General features: G+C 55.8%; 18 protein-coding genes. 11 read left to right on the top strand and 7 right to left on the bottom strand.

Features of this window, described 5'->3' with window-relative positions; all coding sequences use genetic code 11:
• The first annotated feature begins 32 nt into the window (after positions 1-32).
• From AC5DDB_RS03870 to trhA, 4 genes are all read left to right on the top strand, one after another.
• A complete protein-coding gene (locus tag AC5DDB_RS03870; RefSeq protein ID WP_491738360.1) occupies positions 33-1,721 on the top strand; it encodes a hypothetical protein in 1,689 nt (562 codons plus the stop codon).
• On the top strand, positions 1,718-5,698 hold the full coding sequence (locus AC5DDB_RS03865) for a hypothetical protein (protein ID WP_491738359.1): 3,981 nt from the start codon (positions 1,718-1,720) through the stop codon (positions 5,696-5,698). Before AC5DDB_RS03870 ends, AC5DDB_RS03865 begins: the two co-directional genes overlap by 4 nt.
• Before the next feature lie 189 nt (positions 5,699-5,887).
• On the top strand, positions 5,888-6,919 hold the full coding sequence (locus tag AC5DDB_RS03860) for an AAA family ATPase (protein ID WP_491738358.1): 1,032 nt from the start codon (positions 5,888-5,890) through the stop codon (positions 6,917-6,919).
• 169 nt (positions 6,920-7,088) lie between these two features.
• On the top strand, positions 7,089-7,799 hold the full coding sequence (gene trhA, locus AC5DDB_RS03855; RefSeq protein WP_491738357.1) for a PAQR family membrane homeostasis protein TrhA: 711 nt from the start codon (positions 7,089-7,091) through the stop codon (positions 7,797-7,799).
• 181 nt (positions 7,800-7,980) lie between these two features.
• Here trhA and AC5DDB_RS03850 read toward each other — a convergent pair whose 3' ends face one another.
• The 4 genes from AC5DDB_RS03850 to thrC all read right to left on the bottom strand — a co-directional run bounded on the left by AC5DDB_RS03850 (position 7,981) and on the right by thrC (position 10,926).
• Entirely contained in the window at positions 7,981-8,592 is a 612-nt protein-coding gene (locus AC5DDB_RS03850) for a DUF3124 domain-containing protein (protein ID WP_491738356.1), read from the bottom strand.
• Between the two features lie 45 nt (positions 8,593-8,637).
• On the bottom strand, positions 8,638-8,979 hold the full coding sequence (locus tag AC5DDB_RS03845; RefSeq protein ID WP_491738355.1) for a hypothetical protein: 342 nt from the start codon (positions 8,977-8,979) through the stop codon (positions 8,638-8,640).
• 127 nt (positions 8,980-9,106) lie between these two features.
• Complete coding sequence (locus AC5DDB_RS03840; protein ID WP_491738354.1) at positions 9,107-9,505, bottom strand: hypothetical protein; 399 nt, start codon at positions 9,503-9,505, stop codon at positions 9,107-9,109.
• 11 nt (positions 9,506-9,516) lie between these two features.
• Positions 9,517-10,926 carry a threonine synthase gene (gene thrC, locus AC5DDB_RS03835; protein WP_491738353.1) on the bottom strand — a complete coding sequence of 470 codons (1,410 nt, stop codon included), beginning with the start codon at positions 10,924-10,926 and terminating at the stop codon, positions 9,517-9,519.
• Between the two features lie 209 nt (positions 10,927-11,135).
• Here thrC and AC5DDB_RS03830 point away from each other — a divergent pair, with 209 nt between their 5' ends.
• The 6 genes from AC5DDB_RS03830 (at position 11,136) to AC5DDB_RS03805 (ending at position 15,921) form a co-directional block, all read left to right on the top strand.
• A complete protein-coding gene (locus AC5DDB_RS03830) occupies positions 11,136-11,459 on the top strand; it encodes a DUF6793 family protein (protein WP_491738352.1) in 324 nt (107 codons plus the stop codon).
• Positions 11,460-11,555: 96 nt separating this feature from the next.
• Positions 11,556-12,374 carry an SDR family NAD(P)-dependent oxidoreductase gene (locus AC5DDB_RS03825; protein ID WP_491738351.1) on the top strand — a complete coding sequence of 273 codons (819 nt, stop codon included), beginning with the start codon at positions 11,556-11,558 and terminating at the stop codon, positions 12,372-12,374.
• Between the two features lie 90 nt (positions 12,375-12,464).
• Positions 12,465-13,427, top strand: a complete 963-nt coding sequence (locus AC5DDB_RS03820) for an aminotransferase class IV (protein WP_491738350.1) — start codon at positions 12,465-12,467, stop codon at positions 13,425-13,427.
• Between the two features lie 135 nt (positions 13,428-13,562).
• Complete coding sequence (locus tag AC5DDB_RS03815; protein ID WP_491738349.1) at positions 13,563-13,961, top strand: STAS domain-containing protein; 399 nt, start codon at positions 13,563-13,565, stop codon at positions 13,959-13,961.
• A gap of 131 nt (positions 13,962-14,092) precedes the next feature.
• Positions 14,093-14,725: a 3-keto-disaccharide hydrolase gene (locus AC5DDB_RS03810; RefSeq protein ID WP_491738348.1), complete on the top strand. Its 633-nt coding sequence runs from the start codon at positions 14,093-14,095 to the stop codon at positions 14,723-14,725.
• Positions 14,726-14,922: 197 nt separating this feature from the next.
• Complete coding sequence (locus tag AC5DDB_RS03805) at positions 14,923-15,921, top strand: endonuclease/exonuclease/phosphatase family protein (RefSeq protein ID WP_491738347.1); 999 nt, start codon at positions 14,923-14,925, stop codon at positions 15,919-15,921.
• Positions 15,922-15,924: 3 nt separating this feature from the next.
• Here the strand turns inward: AC5DDB_RS03805 and AC5DDB_RS03800 are convergent, their stop codons facing one another.
• The 3 genes from AC5DDB_RS03800 to AC5DDB_RS03790 are packed head-to-tail and all read right to left on the bottom strand — an operon-like array spanning position 15,925 to position 17,963.
• A complete protein-coding gene (locus AC5DDB_RS03800) occupies positions 15,925-17,025 on the bottom strand; it encodes a DSD1 family PLP-dependent enzyme (protein WP_491738346.1) in 1,101 nt (366 codons plus the stop codon).
• 12 nt (positions 17,026-17,037) lie between these two features.
• Positions 17,038-17,514 (bottom strand): Hsp20/alpha crystallin family protein, encoded by a 477-nt coding sequence (locus AC5DDB_RS03795; RefSeq protein WP_491738345.1) that lies wholly within the window; start codon positions 17,512-17,514, stop codon positions 17,038-17,040.
• Positions 17,511-17,963, bottom strand: a complete 453-nt coding sequence (locus tag AC5DDB_RS03790) for an Hsp20/alpha crystallin family protein (protein WP_491738344.1) — start codon at positions 17,961-17,963, stop codon at positions 17,511-17,513. The genes AC5DDB_RS03795 and AC5DDB_RS03790 overlap by 4 nt, the downstream gene beginning before the upstream one ends.
• Positions 17,964-18,324: 361 nt before the next feature.
• On the opposite strand from AC5DDB_RS03790, the gene coaD reads away from it, so the two are divergent.
• Positions 18,325-18,834 carry a pantetheine-phosphate adenylyltransferase gene (gene coaD, locus AC5DDB_RS03785; protein WP_491738343.1) on the top strand — a complete coding sequence of 170 codons (510 nt, stop codon included), beginning with the start codon at positions 18,325-18,327 and terminating at the stop codon, positions 18,832-18,834.
• The last annotated feature ends 112 nt before the right edge of the window (positions 18,835-18,946 follow it).

Genomic DNA, 18,946 nt, shown 5'->3' with positions numbered 1-18,946 from the left:
GCAAGTGACGACTCATTAGACCGTAAAAAACAATGACTCAACTTTCCGTTCTCACGACACAATTGAACCGACTCCGCCGTCGTCGCCTCTTGACGCGCTGGGCCACGGCGTGGGCGGCGACGATGCTGGCGTGTTTGTGGGCGGTGATGGTTTTGTTCGCTCTCGACTATCTGCTCGAAATGAGCGTCTCGCAACGCATTGTTGGATTGGTATTCGCTGGTCTGGCTGTCGCGTGGGTGTTCCGACGCTACACCTGGCCGTGGTTGGGGCATCGGGAAGACCTGCTCGATGTTGCATTGCTCGTTGAAGATCGACAACACATCGACAGCGATCTCGTCGCCGCGTTACAGTTTGAGCAAGCCGAATCGAAAGGCTGGGGGTCAGCGGATCTCAAGCAGGCAGTCGTCAACTACGTGGCCGAATTCAGCCCAAGTTTGGACGTGTTCGAAGGGTTCGGATATCGTCGGTTTCGGCGGCGAGTTGTCACGTTGCTGCTCACGCTGTTGGTGTTGGGTATTCTTGGGGTGTTCTGCGGGGAGTACCTCCAGGTCTTCGCGAACCGGATGTTGCTCGGAGCGGCTCACTATCCCACCGACACACAGATTGAATCCATCTCCGTTAATGGACAAACCACTTTCCAAGCTGGCGATGACGCCCAGACCCAGAAGATCACCATCCCCTATGGCCAACCGCTGACTTTTGATGTGCGGGCAGCGGGAGTGTTGCCGGAGGCCGGTCGCATTCGGCTGACCAACACGGAACGCGGTCTTTCAGTCGAGGAAGAGCTGACGAAACTTCCCGAATCGCCAGACGAAAACGTTTACCAATGCACAATTTCGAAGTTGGTCGACACCGTTTCGTATCAAGTGTTCTTGGGGGATGCCTGGGCGGACCCGCTGACGATTGACGTCATTCCCCAACCGGTAGTGGCCGTCAATCTCACACCGAACCCACCGCGATACGCCACGTTGGTCGAGGATGACCGGCTAGTCGCTCGGGAAGGCACAAGACAACTCGCAGTCATTGAAGGCACTGATGTCGTCATCGATGTTCATTGCGAAAACAAGCAACTCAGTCGGGTTTGGTTGACCGTCGATGAAAACGACTACCCTCTCGAACGTAGCGACAAAGATGGTCACGCTTGGCAGCTCGCGGGAGACGAATCGCCGTTGTGGGACGTGACGGAATCCGTCAGCTATGCCGTCCAGGTCGAAGACGAAGACGGTCTACAACTTGACCAACCAATCCGTGGCACCATTCGAATTCGGGCCGACCGCAAGCCGATTTTGCGTAACGTTCTGTTGGGCACGAAACAAGTACTTCCAACCGCGAAGCAATTAATCTCCTATCAGGCGACTGACGACTACGGGCTCTCGAAACTCCGGTTGCGAGTCCAGGTCGTGCGGAATGACGGCGAGATGGAGACGCAGAATCTCGATCTCGTGATCGTGTCAGAGAAGGAGCAACCACAGCGGACGCTCTCGGGAAATTATCGCCTCGATTTGGAACCGTTCGGTCTGGAAAAAGGCGACGAACTGAAACTCACCCTCGAAGCGTTCGATTACCGGGGCGAGGCACCGCCGCAATCGAATTTCAGTGAACCGCTGGTGATGAAAATTACCGATCTTCAAGGAATTCTGGCTGCACTCGGCGAGGGAGACGAGAAAGCGGCAGCCGACTTGGGGACGATTATCGAACTGGGAGCAGGGGACACTGAATGAACCGCTCACAAACTGTTGGCACCTCCAATCAATTCATGAACCAAGGTCGGGAGATCGCGATGGAGACTGTGAAACGAACACGATGGTCGGTCGTTTTGTTGTCGTTTGCGATGATGATGCTGATCGGTCTGATTGATTGCACGACCGTGTCGGCACAAGACGGTTCATCGGATCGAGACATCCGCGCCCGTCAGGCGGCTCAAAGCCGTGCCCGACGTCTTGCCCGGGAACTGCTGTCGAACATTCTTGATACGCAGCTCAAGCAACTCGAAATCAATGGGCTGCAGCAAGAAACCATCTACAACGACATTCGCACGATGCGGGCCAACATTGAAACGCTCGTCGAAAACGAAATGAATCAAGTCGTCGAGCTTCTCGCAGATGCCCAGGAAGCCGACGCGGCTGGTCGTCAACACAAAATCGTCGAGGCACGCCGACTGATTCGGCGAATCATCATTCAATTGTCCGTCGAACGACGGAAACTCTTGCGACGATTGAAGGCGGCGGAAATCACGGAGTTGGTTCGACAACTAATTCGCCTCGAAACCGCCGTTCAAGACAAAACCAAACGCGTCCCGTCGGAAACGCCCGGACGTCGTGAGGAACTGGCCCTCACGCTCCAGGAAGACCAACGCGACATCAACAAACTCTTCTTAAACTTGCTGGAAACATTGGCTGATGTCAGCCGGTGGGACGGTCCACTTGCGACCGGTGCAGCCAAGGGCATTCGCATTCTCGCCGCCGCCGAGACTGGCTTGCATCTTGATGAAACGCTCGTGCGGTTGGAGACGGCTCAGTACACGGCGGCTGTTGTTCACGAACAAAAAGTCATCGACGGTCTCCGGCAACTTCTGCGGGTGGTCGAACGCGCACAAGGACTGATCGGAACGGAACGGCAACAACTCTTGGCGAAAGTTCGCGAACTTCAAGAGGAGCAAACCGAACTCCGCGAAAAGACCGAGAAAACCGACCTTGCCAAAATGGACGCCGTTAAGGAATTAGTCGAGGAGCAAACCGAGATTCAAAAGGAGTTGGCCGAACTCGCGGGGCAACTGACCGACGAGCCGCGTGCGGAAACCCATCTGCAGCAAGCCCAGGAAGCCGCCGAACAAGCCACGATGGAGCTCTTCGAGGGCAACAAGGAGGAAGCCGCTAAAGATCAAGGGCAGACCTTAGGGCATCTTTCCGCGTTGGAAGAATTGCTCGAAGACATGGCGAACGGGGACTCCGCCGACAAAAGTGCGGACGAGTTGGCCAAGACCATCGAAGACTTGGAAGCCGCTCGGGAAGACGTGAAAGCTGCTCAAGAGAAACAAGCCGAAGCCTCGGCTAAGGCCGACGAAAAAACCGACGAAGCTGCGAAGGCAGAAGCGGAAGTCGCGAAGAAGACGGAAGAAGCCGCCAAGGAACGTGAACTCCCCGAGAACGTCGAGAACCGCCTCGCGGAAGCCACTGATGCCGCGAAAGCTGCTGAGGAAGCGTTGAAGGAAGCCACCAACGCGGAAACGGAAAGCGACAAACAAGCTGCCAAAGAACAAGCGGTTGAAACCGCGGAAGAGGCGCTCGAACGTGCCGCTGCGGAGATCGAAGCCACACTCGCGGAAGCCAAACGGAAGCAATTGGCCGTCAAGGTAGGAGAGTTGGCACGGGCCGCCGAGTCACTCGAACGGGCCGCCGCGGTCGAACGTGAAATTGCTCGCAAAGCCAACGATGCCGCTAAAGAAAACGGTCTGCAATCGGAAGACACAGACGATTTGCAGGCCGATCAGAACGAGGTCGACGAGATCGCGGAGAAGGTCGCTGAAGGCGTGAAGCAAACCGCTCCGCAAGCTGCGAAAGCATTGGAAGAATCGAAAAAGAAATCCGAAAATCTCAAAGCCGCGTTGGCCAAAGCAAAAGACGCTCCCGGCGAAGACTCGAAGCCGGCCGCGAAGAACATCGCCGAAGAGGCGACTGCGATGGCGAACGAGTTGTCTAAAGCTGCCGACGCCCTGCGTGAAGAGATCGGCGAAACCGCAAACGAGTTGGTCGCCGTCAGTGATGAGCAACTCAAGGCTGTCTCGCCGGTGCGGGAAGCTGTCGAGAACGCGTTGAACGAACGCCCGGATTCACTCTCGGAGCGGATCCAGCGCCTCGAAGACGCGAAAGCGAAAACCGCTACGGCGGAAATTGAACAGCAGAAAGCGAATGGTCGCCCCGAGGCGGCGGAAGCGATGGAACTTGCAGGGCAAATCGCACAAGCTCAACAAAAACAAGATGCAGCCGATCAGTCCGCGAAAGAATTAGCCAACGGGAACGCGGCCACTCCACTCGATGCGACGGCTAACCAGCAAGAAGTGGCCGACGCCCTTCAAGACGCTAAGAAGCAGGCTGAAAGTCGTGCTGCCGCCCAGGCTAAAAAGGAAGCGGGCGAAGGCGACGAACTTTCCGAAACGCTGGCGAAAGCTCAGCAAGCCGCTGCCGAGGCTGCGAAGCAAACGCTCGAAGGCAATCGTGAAGCTGCGAAGAAGGCTCGTGATGAAGCCCGCGAGGCACTCAAGCAGGCGGCCGAACTGGCACAAACGGAAGCTCAGGCCGCGACTGCAGCCGAACCCACCGGCGAACCCGACGCCGAGGCTCAACAGCAAGTTGCCAAGAACGCGGGTGAGGCTGGCGAGTTAGCACAGATGGAATCGGGCTCTGCCGCGGAAAAACTGGCCCAAGCTCAACAACAAGCGGAGAAAGCCGCCGATGCTCTCGCGAACGAGAACGCGGAAGCCGCCAAGCCCGCTCAAGCAGACGCAGGGAAAGCACTTGCGGATGCGAAGGAAGCGATTGATTCCGCACTGAAAGACTTGACCGAACAACAAAACGCTCAAATGGAACAGCAAGCCGAGCAAGCAATGAACTTGGCTCAACAGGCGGCGAATGTTGACCCCGGTGCAACATCGGCATTACGCGAAGCCGCTCAGTCGGCAAAGCCGATGCCCACACAGCCCATGAATGCCGAGGCTGTTGCGAACACTGACAAAGCCGTTCAAGAAGCGATGGAACGAGCGGTCGCCAACTTGGCGGCTCAGGAGCAACAAATTGCACAGGACAAAGCCATTGCTCAAGCCTTGGCCGACTTGGCGCAGAAACAGCAAGACGCCGCCGAGCAAATTGCGGCTAACCGCCAACCTGTGAACGAACCGGCAAAACCGATCGACCCGAATTTGGCCCGTGCGTTGCAGTTGTTCGCACAAGCTCAACGGGCGACGGGGCAGGGTGCAGCTCAAATCGCCGAACAAGAAGAAATCGCGAATCAGCCGATTCGTGAGGCCCTGGAGTTGGCTTCGAATTTGAATCCGTTTGCACCTCCTGAAGGCACACCGATGCCGACCGACCCAAGCAATCCAGTCGGAGAACCGAGCCAAACACCACCAGCCGGAGAAGGCACGCCAACCGGTCAGCCGATGCCGGGACAACCAGGCCAAACACCGCCTGGTCAAGGTGATCAACCGGCTGTCGCGCAAGCGATTGATCCGAACTTGGGCACCGGATTCGTTCCGAATTCGCCGGAACTGACGGCTCAAATGATGGCCGGTCCACAAGCCACTCAGATGGCCGCTGCCAGTCCAACCGGCCAACCAACTCCCGGCCAGCCCATGCCGGGACAACCCGGTCAAACGCCGGCGGCTCAGCCGACACCGGGTGTGCCGACCGCTTCGGTGTCGCCCGTTGCAGTCGGCGGCAGCACATCTATCGCAGGTCTCTCCGCAGAGAACGATGGACTCAAAGACGGACCGCTGGATGCTTCCCCTGTGCAAAATGAAGGCGATAGTCGAACCGGAAATAGCACCAAAGATTCCGATGCCGAATCACGCCGATTCCGACGTGACACTTGGCTGACCAAACTCCCGCCGGAAATTCGCAATGCGATTCGCTCCGGAACCACCATGCGTGCTCCACGAGCCTATGAAGAACGCCTGAAACGGTACTTCGAAAGCATCGAATGACCGCGCAGTAAGCAACAATCCAAAAAGTAACTTCAACGTTCACCGAGTCGAGGGTCACACAAAATTTTCGGGAGGGTGCCACTGGCTCTGCCAGTGCCTCACAAGTCGAATGCTAGTCTGAGTTCGCACTGGCAAAGTCAGTGGCACCCGAAAACGATCTTTTGACAGACCACTAGCAAAGATTTGACCATGACCGACACCACCGCTTCGCCCGATGATCTTGCAGCCGTCCAAGCCTGCGAGCAGTCTTACAACCGCGTTCGTGATGAACTTTCGAAGGTCATCGTGGGCCAAGATGAAGTGATCGAGCAAGTTCTCATCGCGATTTTCGCCCGTGGCCATGCCCTGCTCGAAGGGGTACCGGGATTGGCGAAAACGTTGCTGATTTCCTCGCTCGCCGAAGCACTCGATCTCACGTTTAAACGGATTCAGTTCACCCCGGACCTGATGCCGTCCGACGTAACGGGCACGGAGATTATCCAAGAGAATCTGGAAACCGGACGGCGGGAATACACCTTCTTGCCCGGTCCGATTTTCGCGAACTTGTTGCTGGCGGATGAAATCAACCGGACGCCTCCGAAAACGCAGGCGGCGATGCTCGAAGCGATGCAGGAACGGCAAGTGTCGGCCGGTGGTTCGCGGCATGTGTTGCCGAAACCGTTCTTTGTGCTCGCCACGCAAAACCCGCTCGAACAAGAAGGCACGTACCCGTTGCCGGAAGCCCAGCTCGACCGGTTCTTGCTTTACATCCGTGTGGGCTACCCGACCGGTGCGGAGGAGTGGGAGATTGCTCGCCGCGTGACTGGCGGACACATGGGCAAAATCGCGCCGGTGATGAGTGGCGAGGAAATCGTCAAATATCAGGAACTTGTCAACCGCGTGCCGGTGAGCGACCAAGTTCTCGGCTACGCATGGGCACTCGTGCGAGCTTCGCGTCCCGGCGAAGCGGAAGCGCCGGAGTTCATCAATAAATGGGCCAGTTGGGGAGCCGGTCCGCGTGGCGTGCTCACCCTCGTCACCGCCGCCAAAGCCCGGGCGATTCTCTACGGTCGCTATCATGCCACCGTCGAAGACGTCAAATCCGTCGCCGGTCCCGCATTGCGTCACCGCCTCGCCGGCAACTACGCCGCCCAAGCCAACGACATCGGTAGCGAGCAACTCATCGAAATGCTGCTGAAAGAAATCCCCAGCGACAAAAAATACGAACGCCCGGCGGCATAGAGTCCACCGTTCGAATGTTCTAAATTGAAACGCCGAGTGAGCCAATGGCAAACTCGGCGTTCTTCTTTTTCGATGGCGATTTATACTTGAGACCTCGCCCGCCAATGCCAATGATTGGGCATGATTCGAATATTCGTTGGAGCCGAAAGATTTGTCCGCGCGTGAGGTGATGACAGCCAGTATTGATGTTGATTCGCTGCTTTGTTTTCGAGAACCGTTTAGCAGTTTTAGCCACCTGATCGCTGCCGTGGTCTTTACCGGTATGACTGGGCTACTGATTCGTCGTGGACGCGGTGATTTCGGTCGAGTTGTGGCGTTGGCGGTGTTCGGGTTTACAAGTGTTTTGCTGTTGGTGATGAGCAGTCTCTATCACATGCATTGGCCTGGCAGCGGTCGGGATGTGATGGAACGCATGGACGTCGCTGCGATTTTTGCGCTGATAGCAGGCACGTTCACGCCCACATTTACAATTCTCTATCGCGGTCCCACCCGGTTGCTTCTCCTTGTCGTTGTTTGGGGAGCAGCGATCTTGGGAATGACTTTCCGAATCCTTTATTTCAATTCAACATCTGGTTGGTTTGGCACAGGCCTGTTCTTGGCATTTGGTTGGATCGGAGCGTTGTCGGCCTTGAACCTTTGGAAGCGATATTCGTTTTCGCTGATTGAGCCGTTGGTCTGGGGGGGCGTCGCTTATTCATGCGGGGCAGTTCTGCTGCAATTGCACTGGCCCATCTTGATTCCCAGGGTCCTTGGCCCACATGAACTTTGGCATGTCGCTGTATTGATTGGACTGAGTTGCCATTGGTTCTTCATCTGGCACATTGCCGATCGAGAGACGCTTGATGATCAGCGGGGGTCCACACAACATGCTCATCTTTAGAGCAGACTAAGTTTGATCGTCGCGAGTTCTGTCTCGCGAAAGTTGGAGAACAAAGGCTGCTTCGCGTACTTTACGGATACAGAGAACCGTCACACGGTCTCGGTGAAAGCTCACGCGTTTTCGACTTCCGCCGGTTTCCTGTATAGCGCAGGAATTTAGAGGCACTTCGCACTTGATGATGTTACTTCTCGCTGGAACCCAGTTCTTCAATCACGACGCCGCTGCGGGCGAAGGAGATGCCTTGTTGGGTGTTGGTGTCGATCATGATGGCTTCGATCACTGGGGCGGAGACGGTCGCGTCTGACGTCCATTTGACGAGGAAGTTCGCGCCGCTACCGCCGGTGGTGTCGTCGCGTTCGACGAGGAACTCGGTGGTCGCGAGCGGACCGAGTTTGAGTGGCTTCTTGAGATACGATTTGACTTCCTTGCCGTTGGTGTCGAAGTAGCGGACGGAGTCAACGACGATGCCATGTTGCAAACTGGTGTTGCGGACACTCAGGGTAATCGTCAGCAGAGACGGTTTGCCATCGGAGTGGTAGATGTGCGAGTAAGCCGGCACATAAACCGTCTGACCTTGCACCGGTGGGCCGATGAGTGCGGAATCTGTTTGCGGCGGTTGGTCGAGACTTTCCGCGGGTGGCCGATAGCGGGCAGCTTCCTCGAAGGTTTCCGTACTCTGATCCAAAAAGATCACCAGAAAGCCGAGTCCCAGCAGGCCCACAATACTGACAATCGCAAACAGCTTAATCTGTCGGATTGTGTGATAGAGCTCTTCATTGGTTCGATGATTCATGAATCGTATCCTGGCATCTCAATCAAATTGAGTTGCCGTTGTGAATTAATCGCCGATGCCCACACTACGAACGAAAAACATGGCTCCCACAATGATCATTCCATAATAGACAGTGAATGGCTCGCCGTCCTTAGCTGCACTCATTGTGACAGCAGTTCCTGCGACTCCCAAGAGACAAACGAAGGCTCCGAACAACGCTTTCCCGGTGCCCATTTCCGAGTTCGCTTTGGCAATTTTGCGACAAGATTCCACGACAACTTTCGCAGCCGTCTCTTCGTCGAGTCCCTGGTCGATCAATTCCTCTCGGATTCGGTCGGTCGGACAGTTCTGCTCTAAACGTACTTGGGCATATCGTCGGGCGGCTCGGTATTGACGTCGATCCTGCATTGCAATCACCTCGGTTCGTTGAATGCTTCACACTCAAATGAGATTCGCCCCCTTAGGTGATCGAAAATCCACTAGCCATCACAATGGCTCTCTGGTGTGGTTTTGTCAACGATGTTCGGCTTCGCGATCAGGAGTAGTAACGACGCATAGCAATCACGTACGCGGCGACTCCTGGCAACGAACCAACGGCGCTTGCAAGAAACAACACTTCGAGCGGGTACTGACCGCCGAGATCGAGCAGTGACGATGTGAGCCCATACGCACCGGCCCCCGCGATGGCACCGGGCACGAAGGCCAACGTAATTGGGAGTTCCTCAAACCAACTGTGAATCGCGAGCGAAAACGCCCCAGCCATCGCAGACAGGCCACAAAGCAGCGGGATAAATCCGGCCGCGTCCACCTTCCATTGATAAATCGAAAATGGCACGGCTCCAATTCCGGCGAAGAAGAATAGCCACAGCCATTCCTCCGCGGACGATCTTGGCTTCTCGGGATCGGTATCCCATTCGTCGAAATTTAATCGCATCTTGCTTAAAGTCAGTGACAAGATTCCAGGGCGGCGATGATCTTCTCCAGGTCATTTTCAACGACGACCGGGCTGTTGGCATTTGGGGTCGCGGTGATGGTTTCTTTGCCGAGAGTTGCGTTGATTTTCTCGGTATCACTCATGTGCCAACCGACGGTGATGTTCGGGTCTTTGAGCTGGTGACCGGTGAGGATACAAACCACGCGGTCGCTGGGGGCAATCACACCTTGCTCGCGGAGAAGTTTCGCACCCGCCACACTCGCACCGCTAGCGGGTTCACAACCGAAACCGCCGCGTCCCACGACCGCTTTGCCTTCGAGAATCGCTTGGTCGGGCACTTCCCTTACGACACCGTCGCACACTTCGATGGCCCGCAAACACTTGGTGAGATTCACCGGGCGGTTGATTTCGATCGCGCTGGCCAATGTCGACGCACGACGGTTTTCACTGTCCATCTCATCATAGAACTTCTGGACAAGAGCGCGGTCGACATTTCCGCCATTCCACGCGAGCCCGTCTTCCTCGACTAACCGATACAGCGTATTCGCACCGGCGGCATTGATGACGGCCAACCGTGGAATACGGTCGATCAGGCCGAGTTCCTTGAGTTCCATGAACGCTTTGCCGAACGCGCTGGAGTTGCCCAGGTTGCCGCCAGGGACGACGATCCAATCCGGCACTTCCCAATTCAGCCCTTCCAACACGCGATACATGATCGCCTTCTGGCCTTCGAGTCGGAAGGGGTTGACGCTATTGCACAGATAGATGTTCCGCTCGCGACACACCTCCCGCACGCGGATGAGCGCGTCATCGAAGTCGCCAAGAATCTGTAGTGTGAGGGCACCGTAATCCAGGGCTTGCGAGAGTTTGCCATAGGCGATTTTTCCGCTGCCGACAAACACGACGGCTCGGAATAATCCCGTCGCACTGGCGAAAATCGCGAGCGAAGCTGACGTATTCCCGGTGGACGCACACGCGGCGATTTTTGCACCGACCATCCGGGCGTGTGTCGAGGCGGCGGTCATCCCGTTATCTTTGAAACTGCCGCTGGGGTTCAATCCCTCGTACTGCAGAAACAGATTTCCGGCATTCACCCCGACATGTTTGGCGGCGACATCCGACGGGCGGAGCATCGTTTGACCTTCGCCAATCGTGACGATCTGCTCCGGCGGTGCAAATGGGAGCAACTCCCGAAATCGCCACACGCCACTGTGATCCAACGGGTTCTGGATGTTCGCCCGTCGTGCGCTGAACTCGTTCAACGACTTCGGCAGCGGTACACGATCCCAGTCGTAGGCGACGTCCAACAGTTCGCCGTCCTCCGGGCTGGCATGATGAACCTCATCAACGCCGTACTGCTGGGTCGCGGTCGGAGAAATCGATCGTTGAAAGGCCGTTTCTTCACTCAGTGCAGTAGACATCGAAGACTGGGTTCCATTGGCGACGCGGTAAAGTCATGTGAGTCTTGTATTCTGATTACCCGGGCATTCGCTGGCAACCCGCTTTTTCGATGCGGAAACGATTCGCCGTAGGATGGTGCATTTTTGGCCGTCCGTTTATAATCCGCATCGGAACAATGCGCCAAATGGTGGGGCACCCCGGATCAGGTTGGTTGATGAGGAGAGAAGTCATGCCACTTTACGAGATCGAAACCAACGCACACATCATGATTGGGTGGGCGGACAGCCAAGATGCGGCTGTCGCACTCGCCAAAGAGAATTACCCCGACGATGAAGTGCTCCGCACCACGGTTCGTCCACGCGACGTATGGGTGATTTCCAAAAGCCTACTCGGTGTGCAAGGAACGGCGGAACCGTCGGACATCGCTCGCGATTGCCTCGCGCGGGCTCGTGGCGACAAACTCCACGCCATCCGGTTGTTCATGCAAGACACCGGCTCCGATCTGCACGAAGCACAACGGGCGATCGAAACGAATATGTCGCTCGGCTGGTAGGGGCAGGAGGCAAGGAACGGGAGACAGGAGTCAGACGGTGCGGGGGTTTGAGTCCCTGGCACGCAAGAAATATTCCGATCAAAGGGTTTTAGTTCGTTGGCAGATTCATCACGGTTATTGTCGGGTCAGACGGCTCTCGTTACCGGTGCGGGGCGGGGGTTGGGGCGTGCGTTTGCAGAGCAATTGGCAGCGATGGGTTGCCAAATCGGTGTGCATGGCATGCGGGAGCATGGTCCGAGTGAATACGGCGAAGGCACCACCCTGACCGACACCGCGAAAGCCATCGGCGAGACGCACGGCGTGAAAACGCATCGTGTGCTCGCCGACCTTACAAAACCCGAAGACGTCCAACGAATCGTCGCGGAAGTCACCAGCGAACTCGGCCCAGTTGATATTCTCGTGCACAACGCTGGTGGCGACATCGCGGCAGCGGGCGGGAAACCCAATCCGAACGATTCCGTCAACATCAAACCCGAAGACGTCCGCAGCGTGCTCGAACGGAATCTGCTCACCACGGTTTACATCTGCCAAGCCGTCGCGTCCGGCATGATGGAACGCAAACAGGGCCGGATCATTACGATCAGTTCGATCGCGGCGTTCAAAGGCAACGCGAACAGTGCGATTTATTCGACCGCAAAAGCCGGGGTTGTGGAATACACGCGGTGTTTGGCCGAACAACTTCGCCCGCACAACGTGAACGTCAACACGTTGGCTCCTGGCGACACACGGACCGGGCGGTATCTCGGCACACGCCAAGCCGACCCGAACAAACTCATGGAAGGTGGCACACTCGATCGGATCGCCCTCGTCGATGAAGTCGCGCGGGTGATTCGTTTCTTCGCCGGTCCCGATGGTGCTTTCGTCAGCGGACAAGTCTTGCGAGTCGACGGTGGTAGCCAAATCTGGCCAGCATGATTGCAGATGATATGATGAGGTGTGAATAGACCAAGTTGAGTCAATCACATCATCATACCAGTCCTCATCACATCATCATCTGCTCCATCTATGCCGAATCGCATTGCGTATCTCAACGGTTCGTTCGTCCCCGAACGCGAAGCCCGCGTCTCGTTTTACGATGCCGGCGTACTGTGGGGAGAGATGGCGTTCGAATCGACCCGCACATTTCGCGGGCGTCCGTTCGAGTTGGATCATCATCTCCGTCGGTTGGAGCGAACGCTGCGGACCTTGGGAATCGACTGTGGTTTATCACGCGACGAAATCAGAACACGCACGCTCGAAACGCTAGAGATCAATCAGGCGACCGAAGCGGAAGACATGGAATGGCAAATTCTGCACAACATTTCACCAGGGCCGGGCGGTGAGTATCGTGTCGCATTCTCCGATGAGGATTTGCGACCGACCGTCTGTATTCAATGTTTCCCCTTGATTGCCCGGCTGGCGAAGTTTGCGAATTATTACGAGGCCGGTGTGCGATTGGTCGTCCCCGAGCAGCGAGCAATGCCCCCAAGTTTGCAGAATCCGCATACGAAAACCCGCAATCGCATTCACTCGCAGATCGCAATCCAACAGGCAAACGCAATTGAACCGGGGGCATGGCCATTGATGTGCACTGCCGACGGGTACGTTACGGAAGGTCCGTCGTGGAACGTCTTCATGGTCCGAAACGGCGAGCTGTTCACGCCATCCACCCGATTGGTGCTTGATGGCGTCAGCCGATTCCACACGTTACGGTTGGCTGGGGAGTTCGGAATCACCACTCATGAAGCCGACTTGACGCTTTCGGATTTTCGGGAAGCCGAGGAAATTTTTTGCACCGCGACGTCATTCTGTTTACTATACGGAGCGACATTCGAACAACATCCGGTGGGAGATGGCCGCCCCGGCCCGGTGTATCAGCGGTTGCAATCGGCATGGAAGGAGTTCGTCCAGGTCGACTTTGTGAGCCAAGCCCAAGACTTTGCGAATCGCCAACGTAGTTGGTTGGCTCGTGAGAGGACAGCTGAGTAGGTTTCATTTCCTAGACAAGAGGACTTACAAACTGTTAGCGTCGAACGATTCAGGATGCTAGACTTTGAGGAGTCTGTACGGGTCGGTACGCTGCCGTCGGGCTTTTTCTTCAGCTTTTTCGGGAGATTGAGTGTCTTGCAATCGGTTCTCGAATTCCATCAAGTTCTAAAAACAGAGCAGGGCGAACACACCATCGTCGTTTCTCCGCAGGGGGAAGCGTTTGGGTTTCGCTATACTGACATTCAGACAGAGTACAATCGGATCTATCAACTGTTCGAGCAGCCCGAGATCAAGAATCTCGTGGTCGACTTTTCGCAGATTGAATTCATCGATTCCACGTTCATTGGCGTCTGTCTCAGCTTGGCCAAGAAAGCGAAACTCTGCAAAGGTCAGAGTCGGTTGTGCGGCATCAATGAGAATGTGCGGGAGTTGCTGAAGAAATCTCAGCTCATCGAGAACGATCGCTTCGACTTTCTCTGGTCCGAATGCCCCACCCGCGAAGACGCCTTAGCCGAGTTAGAACCCTCCACGTAGACGGGTTTTTGGCCGGTAATTGGCGGCTGTGTTGCCTGTCCTCCGTGCCTCGATTAGGCTAGCTCTGGAAATGGCGCGAAATCTCTAATTATCGCGCTCGTGATATCTCCATTTCGTAAGGGCAAAGTTTAATGCGCACGTTTGGCAAATTGAGTGTTTGGGCGGTTGTTGCGATTGCATGCTGTTCGGTCGGCGTGGTTCAAGCCGATGACAAAGCCACCGATGAAGACGGCTGGGTAGAACTCTTCAACGGGAAAGATTTGACCGGTTGGCGATTCAACGAGAACGGCAAGTGGAAGGTGGAAGACGGTAAGATCGTCGTCAATGGCGAGCGGTCACACTTGTTCACCAAGCGGGAGTTCAAGGACTTCGAACTGCGAGCCGAAGTCATGACAACACCCGGTAGCAACTCCGGAATTTACTTCCACACCAAGTACCAAGAGTCCGGCTGGCCGGAATTGGGACACGAAGCGCAAGTGAACTGCACGCACAAGGACCCGGTTAAAACCGGCAGCTTGTACAACGTCAAAAAGAACTTCGAATGCCCACACAAAGATAACAAGTGGTTCGTCTACGACATCAAAGTCGAAGGGCAACACATCACGTTGACCGTGGATGGCAAAACCATCGTCGATTACACCGAGCCGACCGATATCGAAGGCGGACGCAAACTCAGCTCTGGCAGCATCGCGTTGCAAGCACACGATCCGGGTAGCGTGGTCTATTACCGTAGCATCAAAATTCGTCCGCTGAACGAAGATTAGTCAGTCCGAATTCGCGACGATTCCCCAACTTCAAATTGGTCCGGTTGAAACGATTCTGCCGTTTCGGTCGGGCCGATTTTGTTGGTTTCGTGGGTTTGCGGAAACATGAAGGTAGATTCAATCGATTTGCAAGGGATGCTGTTAGAGCAGGCTCACGACTGAATGAGTCACGTTTTCTTGCTTGAGGAACAGTCGCTGTGTCCACGACTTTAGAAGCCGAGCCTCCGCCAGTCGAAAGTTCCGCACCACACAGTTCTTGGTTCCGCCAAGATTCTGGGGTCGCCAAGATCGCCGAACGGATCGCCCACATTGTCGGTGGCGTATGCGTTCTGGGCCTGTTGCTCCGTTTGACGTTCCGAGATCACATCCCGCGGATCGCGGTTGTGTACTACATGACGCCGTTGATCGTCCAGTCTGTCAGCTATTTCGGCATCGCAGCGGTCTTCTGGTGGCGGCGGAAAATTCCATGGGCCGAGTTGTCAGTCTGCCTTGCGGTGTTGTGCGCTGGCTGGTGGGGAAGTTCGTGTCTGTTCCTGAAGGCGAACCCGAACGAACCATCGCAGGTGTCCGTGCTCCTGTGGAATACCCAACGCGGCGTACACGCTTGGCCGAAAATTGCGGAATTCCTTCGCGATCATGATGCCCCGATCATCGGCCTCGTGGAAGCCGCCACGATCACAGCCGAACGTCCGGAGTTTTGGATCAACGAGTTCACCGATCGCAACGTCGTGACGTTTCCACATCAGTTAGCAGTGATTACGAAGGCAGAAGTGCTTTCTCGAGAGCATGGGGAACTGCATCCGGGGTCATTCTACGGCCGCGTCGACTTGCGTTGGAAGCAGCAAGTACTGACGGTGTTCGTCGTCGATATCAAAAGCAAGGCGTGGGGCACGCACCGCGAGGCGGCGTTGAAATCGCTTGAAGAACTCGTTGGGAAGGTGACGGAGAACCCGGCGATTGTCATGGGCGACTTCAACACTCCGACCGATTCGGTGTTCTTCGATTCCTGGCGAACAACAATGCGGAATTCCTTCGAGGAATCCGGCCAAGGCCATGCCGCAACTTGGCCCATACCGTTCCCGGTCTTGTCGCTCGATCAAATTTGGCTCGTCGGCGACATTCACAGCGTTTCCACGCGACATTTGGCCCCACGCTTATCGGACCATCAAGTCGTCGTCACGAAGCTCGCCTGGTAGGAATCACTGGAGTTTGCCGCGACCGAGGATCGGCCAAACGGTTTCCACGATGCCATCACGAATGCCGTAGAAACGATCGTGGAGCACGGTCGTCAAATCCGCATAGCCGACGAACAATTCGACTTTGTCACCAATCGTCAGGTCCTGCGATTCCGGCCCAAGTTCGACGAGACAATGCTCTGCCGAAAGCGATTGCACCTTCGCATCGGGGAAGTGTTTGACGATCGGAAGTTCCAAATCCGCATGGAGCGTTTTGCGTCCGGAGTCGAGCACCGCGCGGGTCAGGCTTGGACGACTGACAACTGTCGCGAGCACCGTCAATGCGGAATCGTGGTCCGCGAGTGCACACTGCTTGATATAGAACGGATCGCCGAAAATCCCGCCGCCAGCTTGCAGTTCGGTGACGCCTTCGCAGTCGGCGGTAATTTGATACGAACCGGTTCCACCGGCGGAAACAATATCACAATTCAAACCGTTTTCGAGCAGCCGATCACGACAGTGAATCAGTGTGCCGATGGCCTCGTGGATTTGTCGGCGTTTTTCCTCAGGGTCGGGAATTCGTAGCAAATGCCCTTCGTACCCCATGATGCCGGCTAGTTGGACGCCCTTTAACCTGTCGATGCCCTGGGCCAACTCCAACGTGTCTCGTCCCGGCCGAACACCGACACGGTTCATACCGATGTCGACTTCAATAATCATTCGGCAAGTCACGCCACGACGACGACACACTTCCGCAAGTGCTTCCGCCTGAACGAAGTGATCACACGCGACAACGGGGTCAGCCCAGCGACACAAGCTAGCTAAGCGTTCGAGTTTCCGCTCGCCGACGATCATGTTGGCAATCAGCAAATCCCGCACGCCGGAACTGGCCATCACTTCCGCATCGGAGACTTTCGCACAGGTCATTCCCATCGCACCGGCGTCGAGCAATTTATGGGCGATCGCGGGGGTCTTGTGACACTTTTGATGCGGCCGCCATTGTACATTCCGCTCACGCAGATGCGTCGCCATCCGCTCGACGTTCCGGTCCATCGCATCCAAATCGATGCACAATGCAGGCGTATCGAGTTCGGCCAGCGGTTCGCCGTAAGGTTCTAAATTCACGAGATGAGATTCTCAATCGGTTTGGACCTGAATCCGTCGCGGCTCGGATTTTCTGGCCTTCGGGAGGACAACACGCAGTACGCCGTTGTTCAAAGTGGCTCGGATGCGGTCGTGATCGACTTCATCGCTGAGAATGAACGAACGGAGAAAGTCGCCAACCCGGTATTCGCAATGCGTCAGTTGTGCATCGGGCGGTGCAGGGGGGGCGACCCGACCGAACAGTGTGAGTTTATTGTCCTGAACCTGCAAGTCTAACGTCTCCAACGACACCCCCGGCAAGTCGGCATGGAGAACCAACCCTTCCTCGGTTTGGTAAATGTCGATTGGCGGAGTGAAGAGGAAACGTTCTTCGCTGCCGTAGTCCTCGCCAGAATACTCTTCCGGTTCAGCGGAAGTAGCATCGTCCGTGGGCAGCGGATTGGTTCCATCCGGATTCTGTTCGATCGGGACTTCGTCCGCAGATCGTGTGGGGTCGGAATGATCTGTCATGTGTCGTGACTTTCCACCACCGGGATTTGACGCGGTGACGTCTCTTCCCCTTTGGGGAGATGGACCTTCAGGATGCCATCGTTGAATTCGGCCGTCATTTCCTCGTCGCGAACGCGATCGGGAATGGTGACCGAACGCTGCCAGTTGCCATGAAACCGTTCGCTTCGCCGAAATTTCTCTTCGGGCACATCTTTGAGTTCATCGCGACGGCCTTTCAGTGTGAGAATTCCGCCGGCAACGGTCAGTTCCAGGTCTTCGCTCCGCGTTCCCGGGAGTTCCGCGGTCAGCAGGTATTCGTCCGGGAGTTCATAGAGATTCAGCGGTGGGTATTGCCGCCCGAAACGCACGCCTTCGAACGTTAAATTCACACCTTGTAACAGCCGATCGACCTCACGTTCGAGGTCGCGGAAGGCACCGCCCCAAGCTTGCCCCCAACGAAAAACGGGCATCGCTGGCTCTCCTCACTCCACATTGAATCCACAAACCGGCGGGACCGCCGATATGTAGGGATGACATCCCAATTTATGAAATCTGAGTTGTATGTCAGTTGCAACTCGCTGCAGTTGGTCTGTTCGTGCACATTTCGTACCAACGGATAGAAGTTACTAGTGAATCGACTGGTATTTTGTCAGTTCATGACGTAACTTTCACTATGTTATGTAGTTGTGGTAAGTAGTGTTCGTGGTGTCAGTGCGTGGTGTTACTGACAATTTGGCAGGGGGCAGTTTGTCACAAAGATCCTCAACCGCCGCCTCGATTTTTGTTAAGCTACGTCGTCAATGAAATTGCTTCTAGCGAAAGTTGTGCTCAATGACAGCGCCGAATTCTCGCCACGCGGTTTACGTGGGTAGTTTTGATCCTGTGACACTTGGTCACGAGGACTTGATCCGTCGTGGTGCTGAGGTGTTCGATTCGCTCACGGTTGGCGTCGGGATCAACCCCTCAAAATCTCCCTTGTTTACCGTGGAAGAACGCATCGAACTGATCCAAACGATCTTCGCGGACGTCCCCGCCGTTCGCGTCCAGGCGTTCAACGGGTTGGCTGTCGATTTCGTGCGAAGTTGCAACGCGAAAGTGATGCTCCGGGGCCTGCGGACACTGACGGACATCGAAGCCGAATTCACGATGTCGCTGGCGAACCACGTTCTCGCGCCGGAACTGGAAACCGTTTTTCTAATGTCGAGCGAGAAATACACGCACATCTCTAGCTCGCTGATCAAGCAGATCGCCCAAATGGGTGGCGACGAAACCGCGAAGCAGTTGGAAAACTTCGTTCCCGCCCCCGTCATCCCAGCGCTCTTGGAGAAACTTCACAAGTAGCGGCTGTCACTTGCGGACGACCGTCATCCGAATCGCCAAACAGTCTGCGGAGTTCACTCGTTACGGTGGACGCAGGTCACGCTAACCGTGTAAAGTTGGTGTCCGGAAGTGT

The organism is Thalassoroseus sp. (assembly GCF_984380535.1).
Note: the sequence above shows the minus strand (reverse complement) of the source record. Positions and strands in the feature narration are given on the sequence as shown.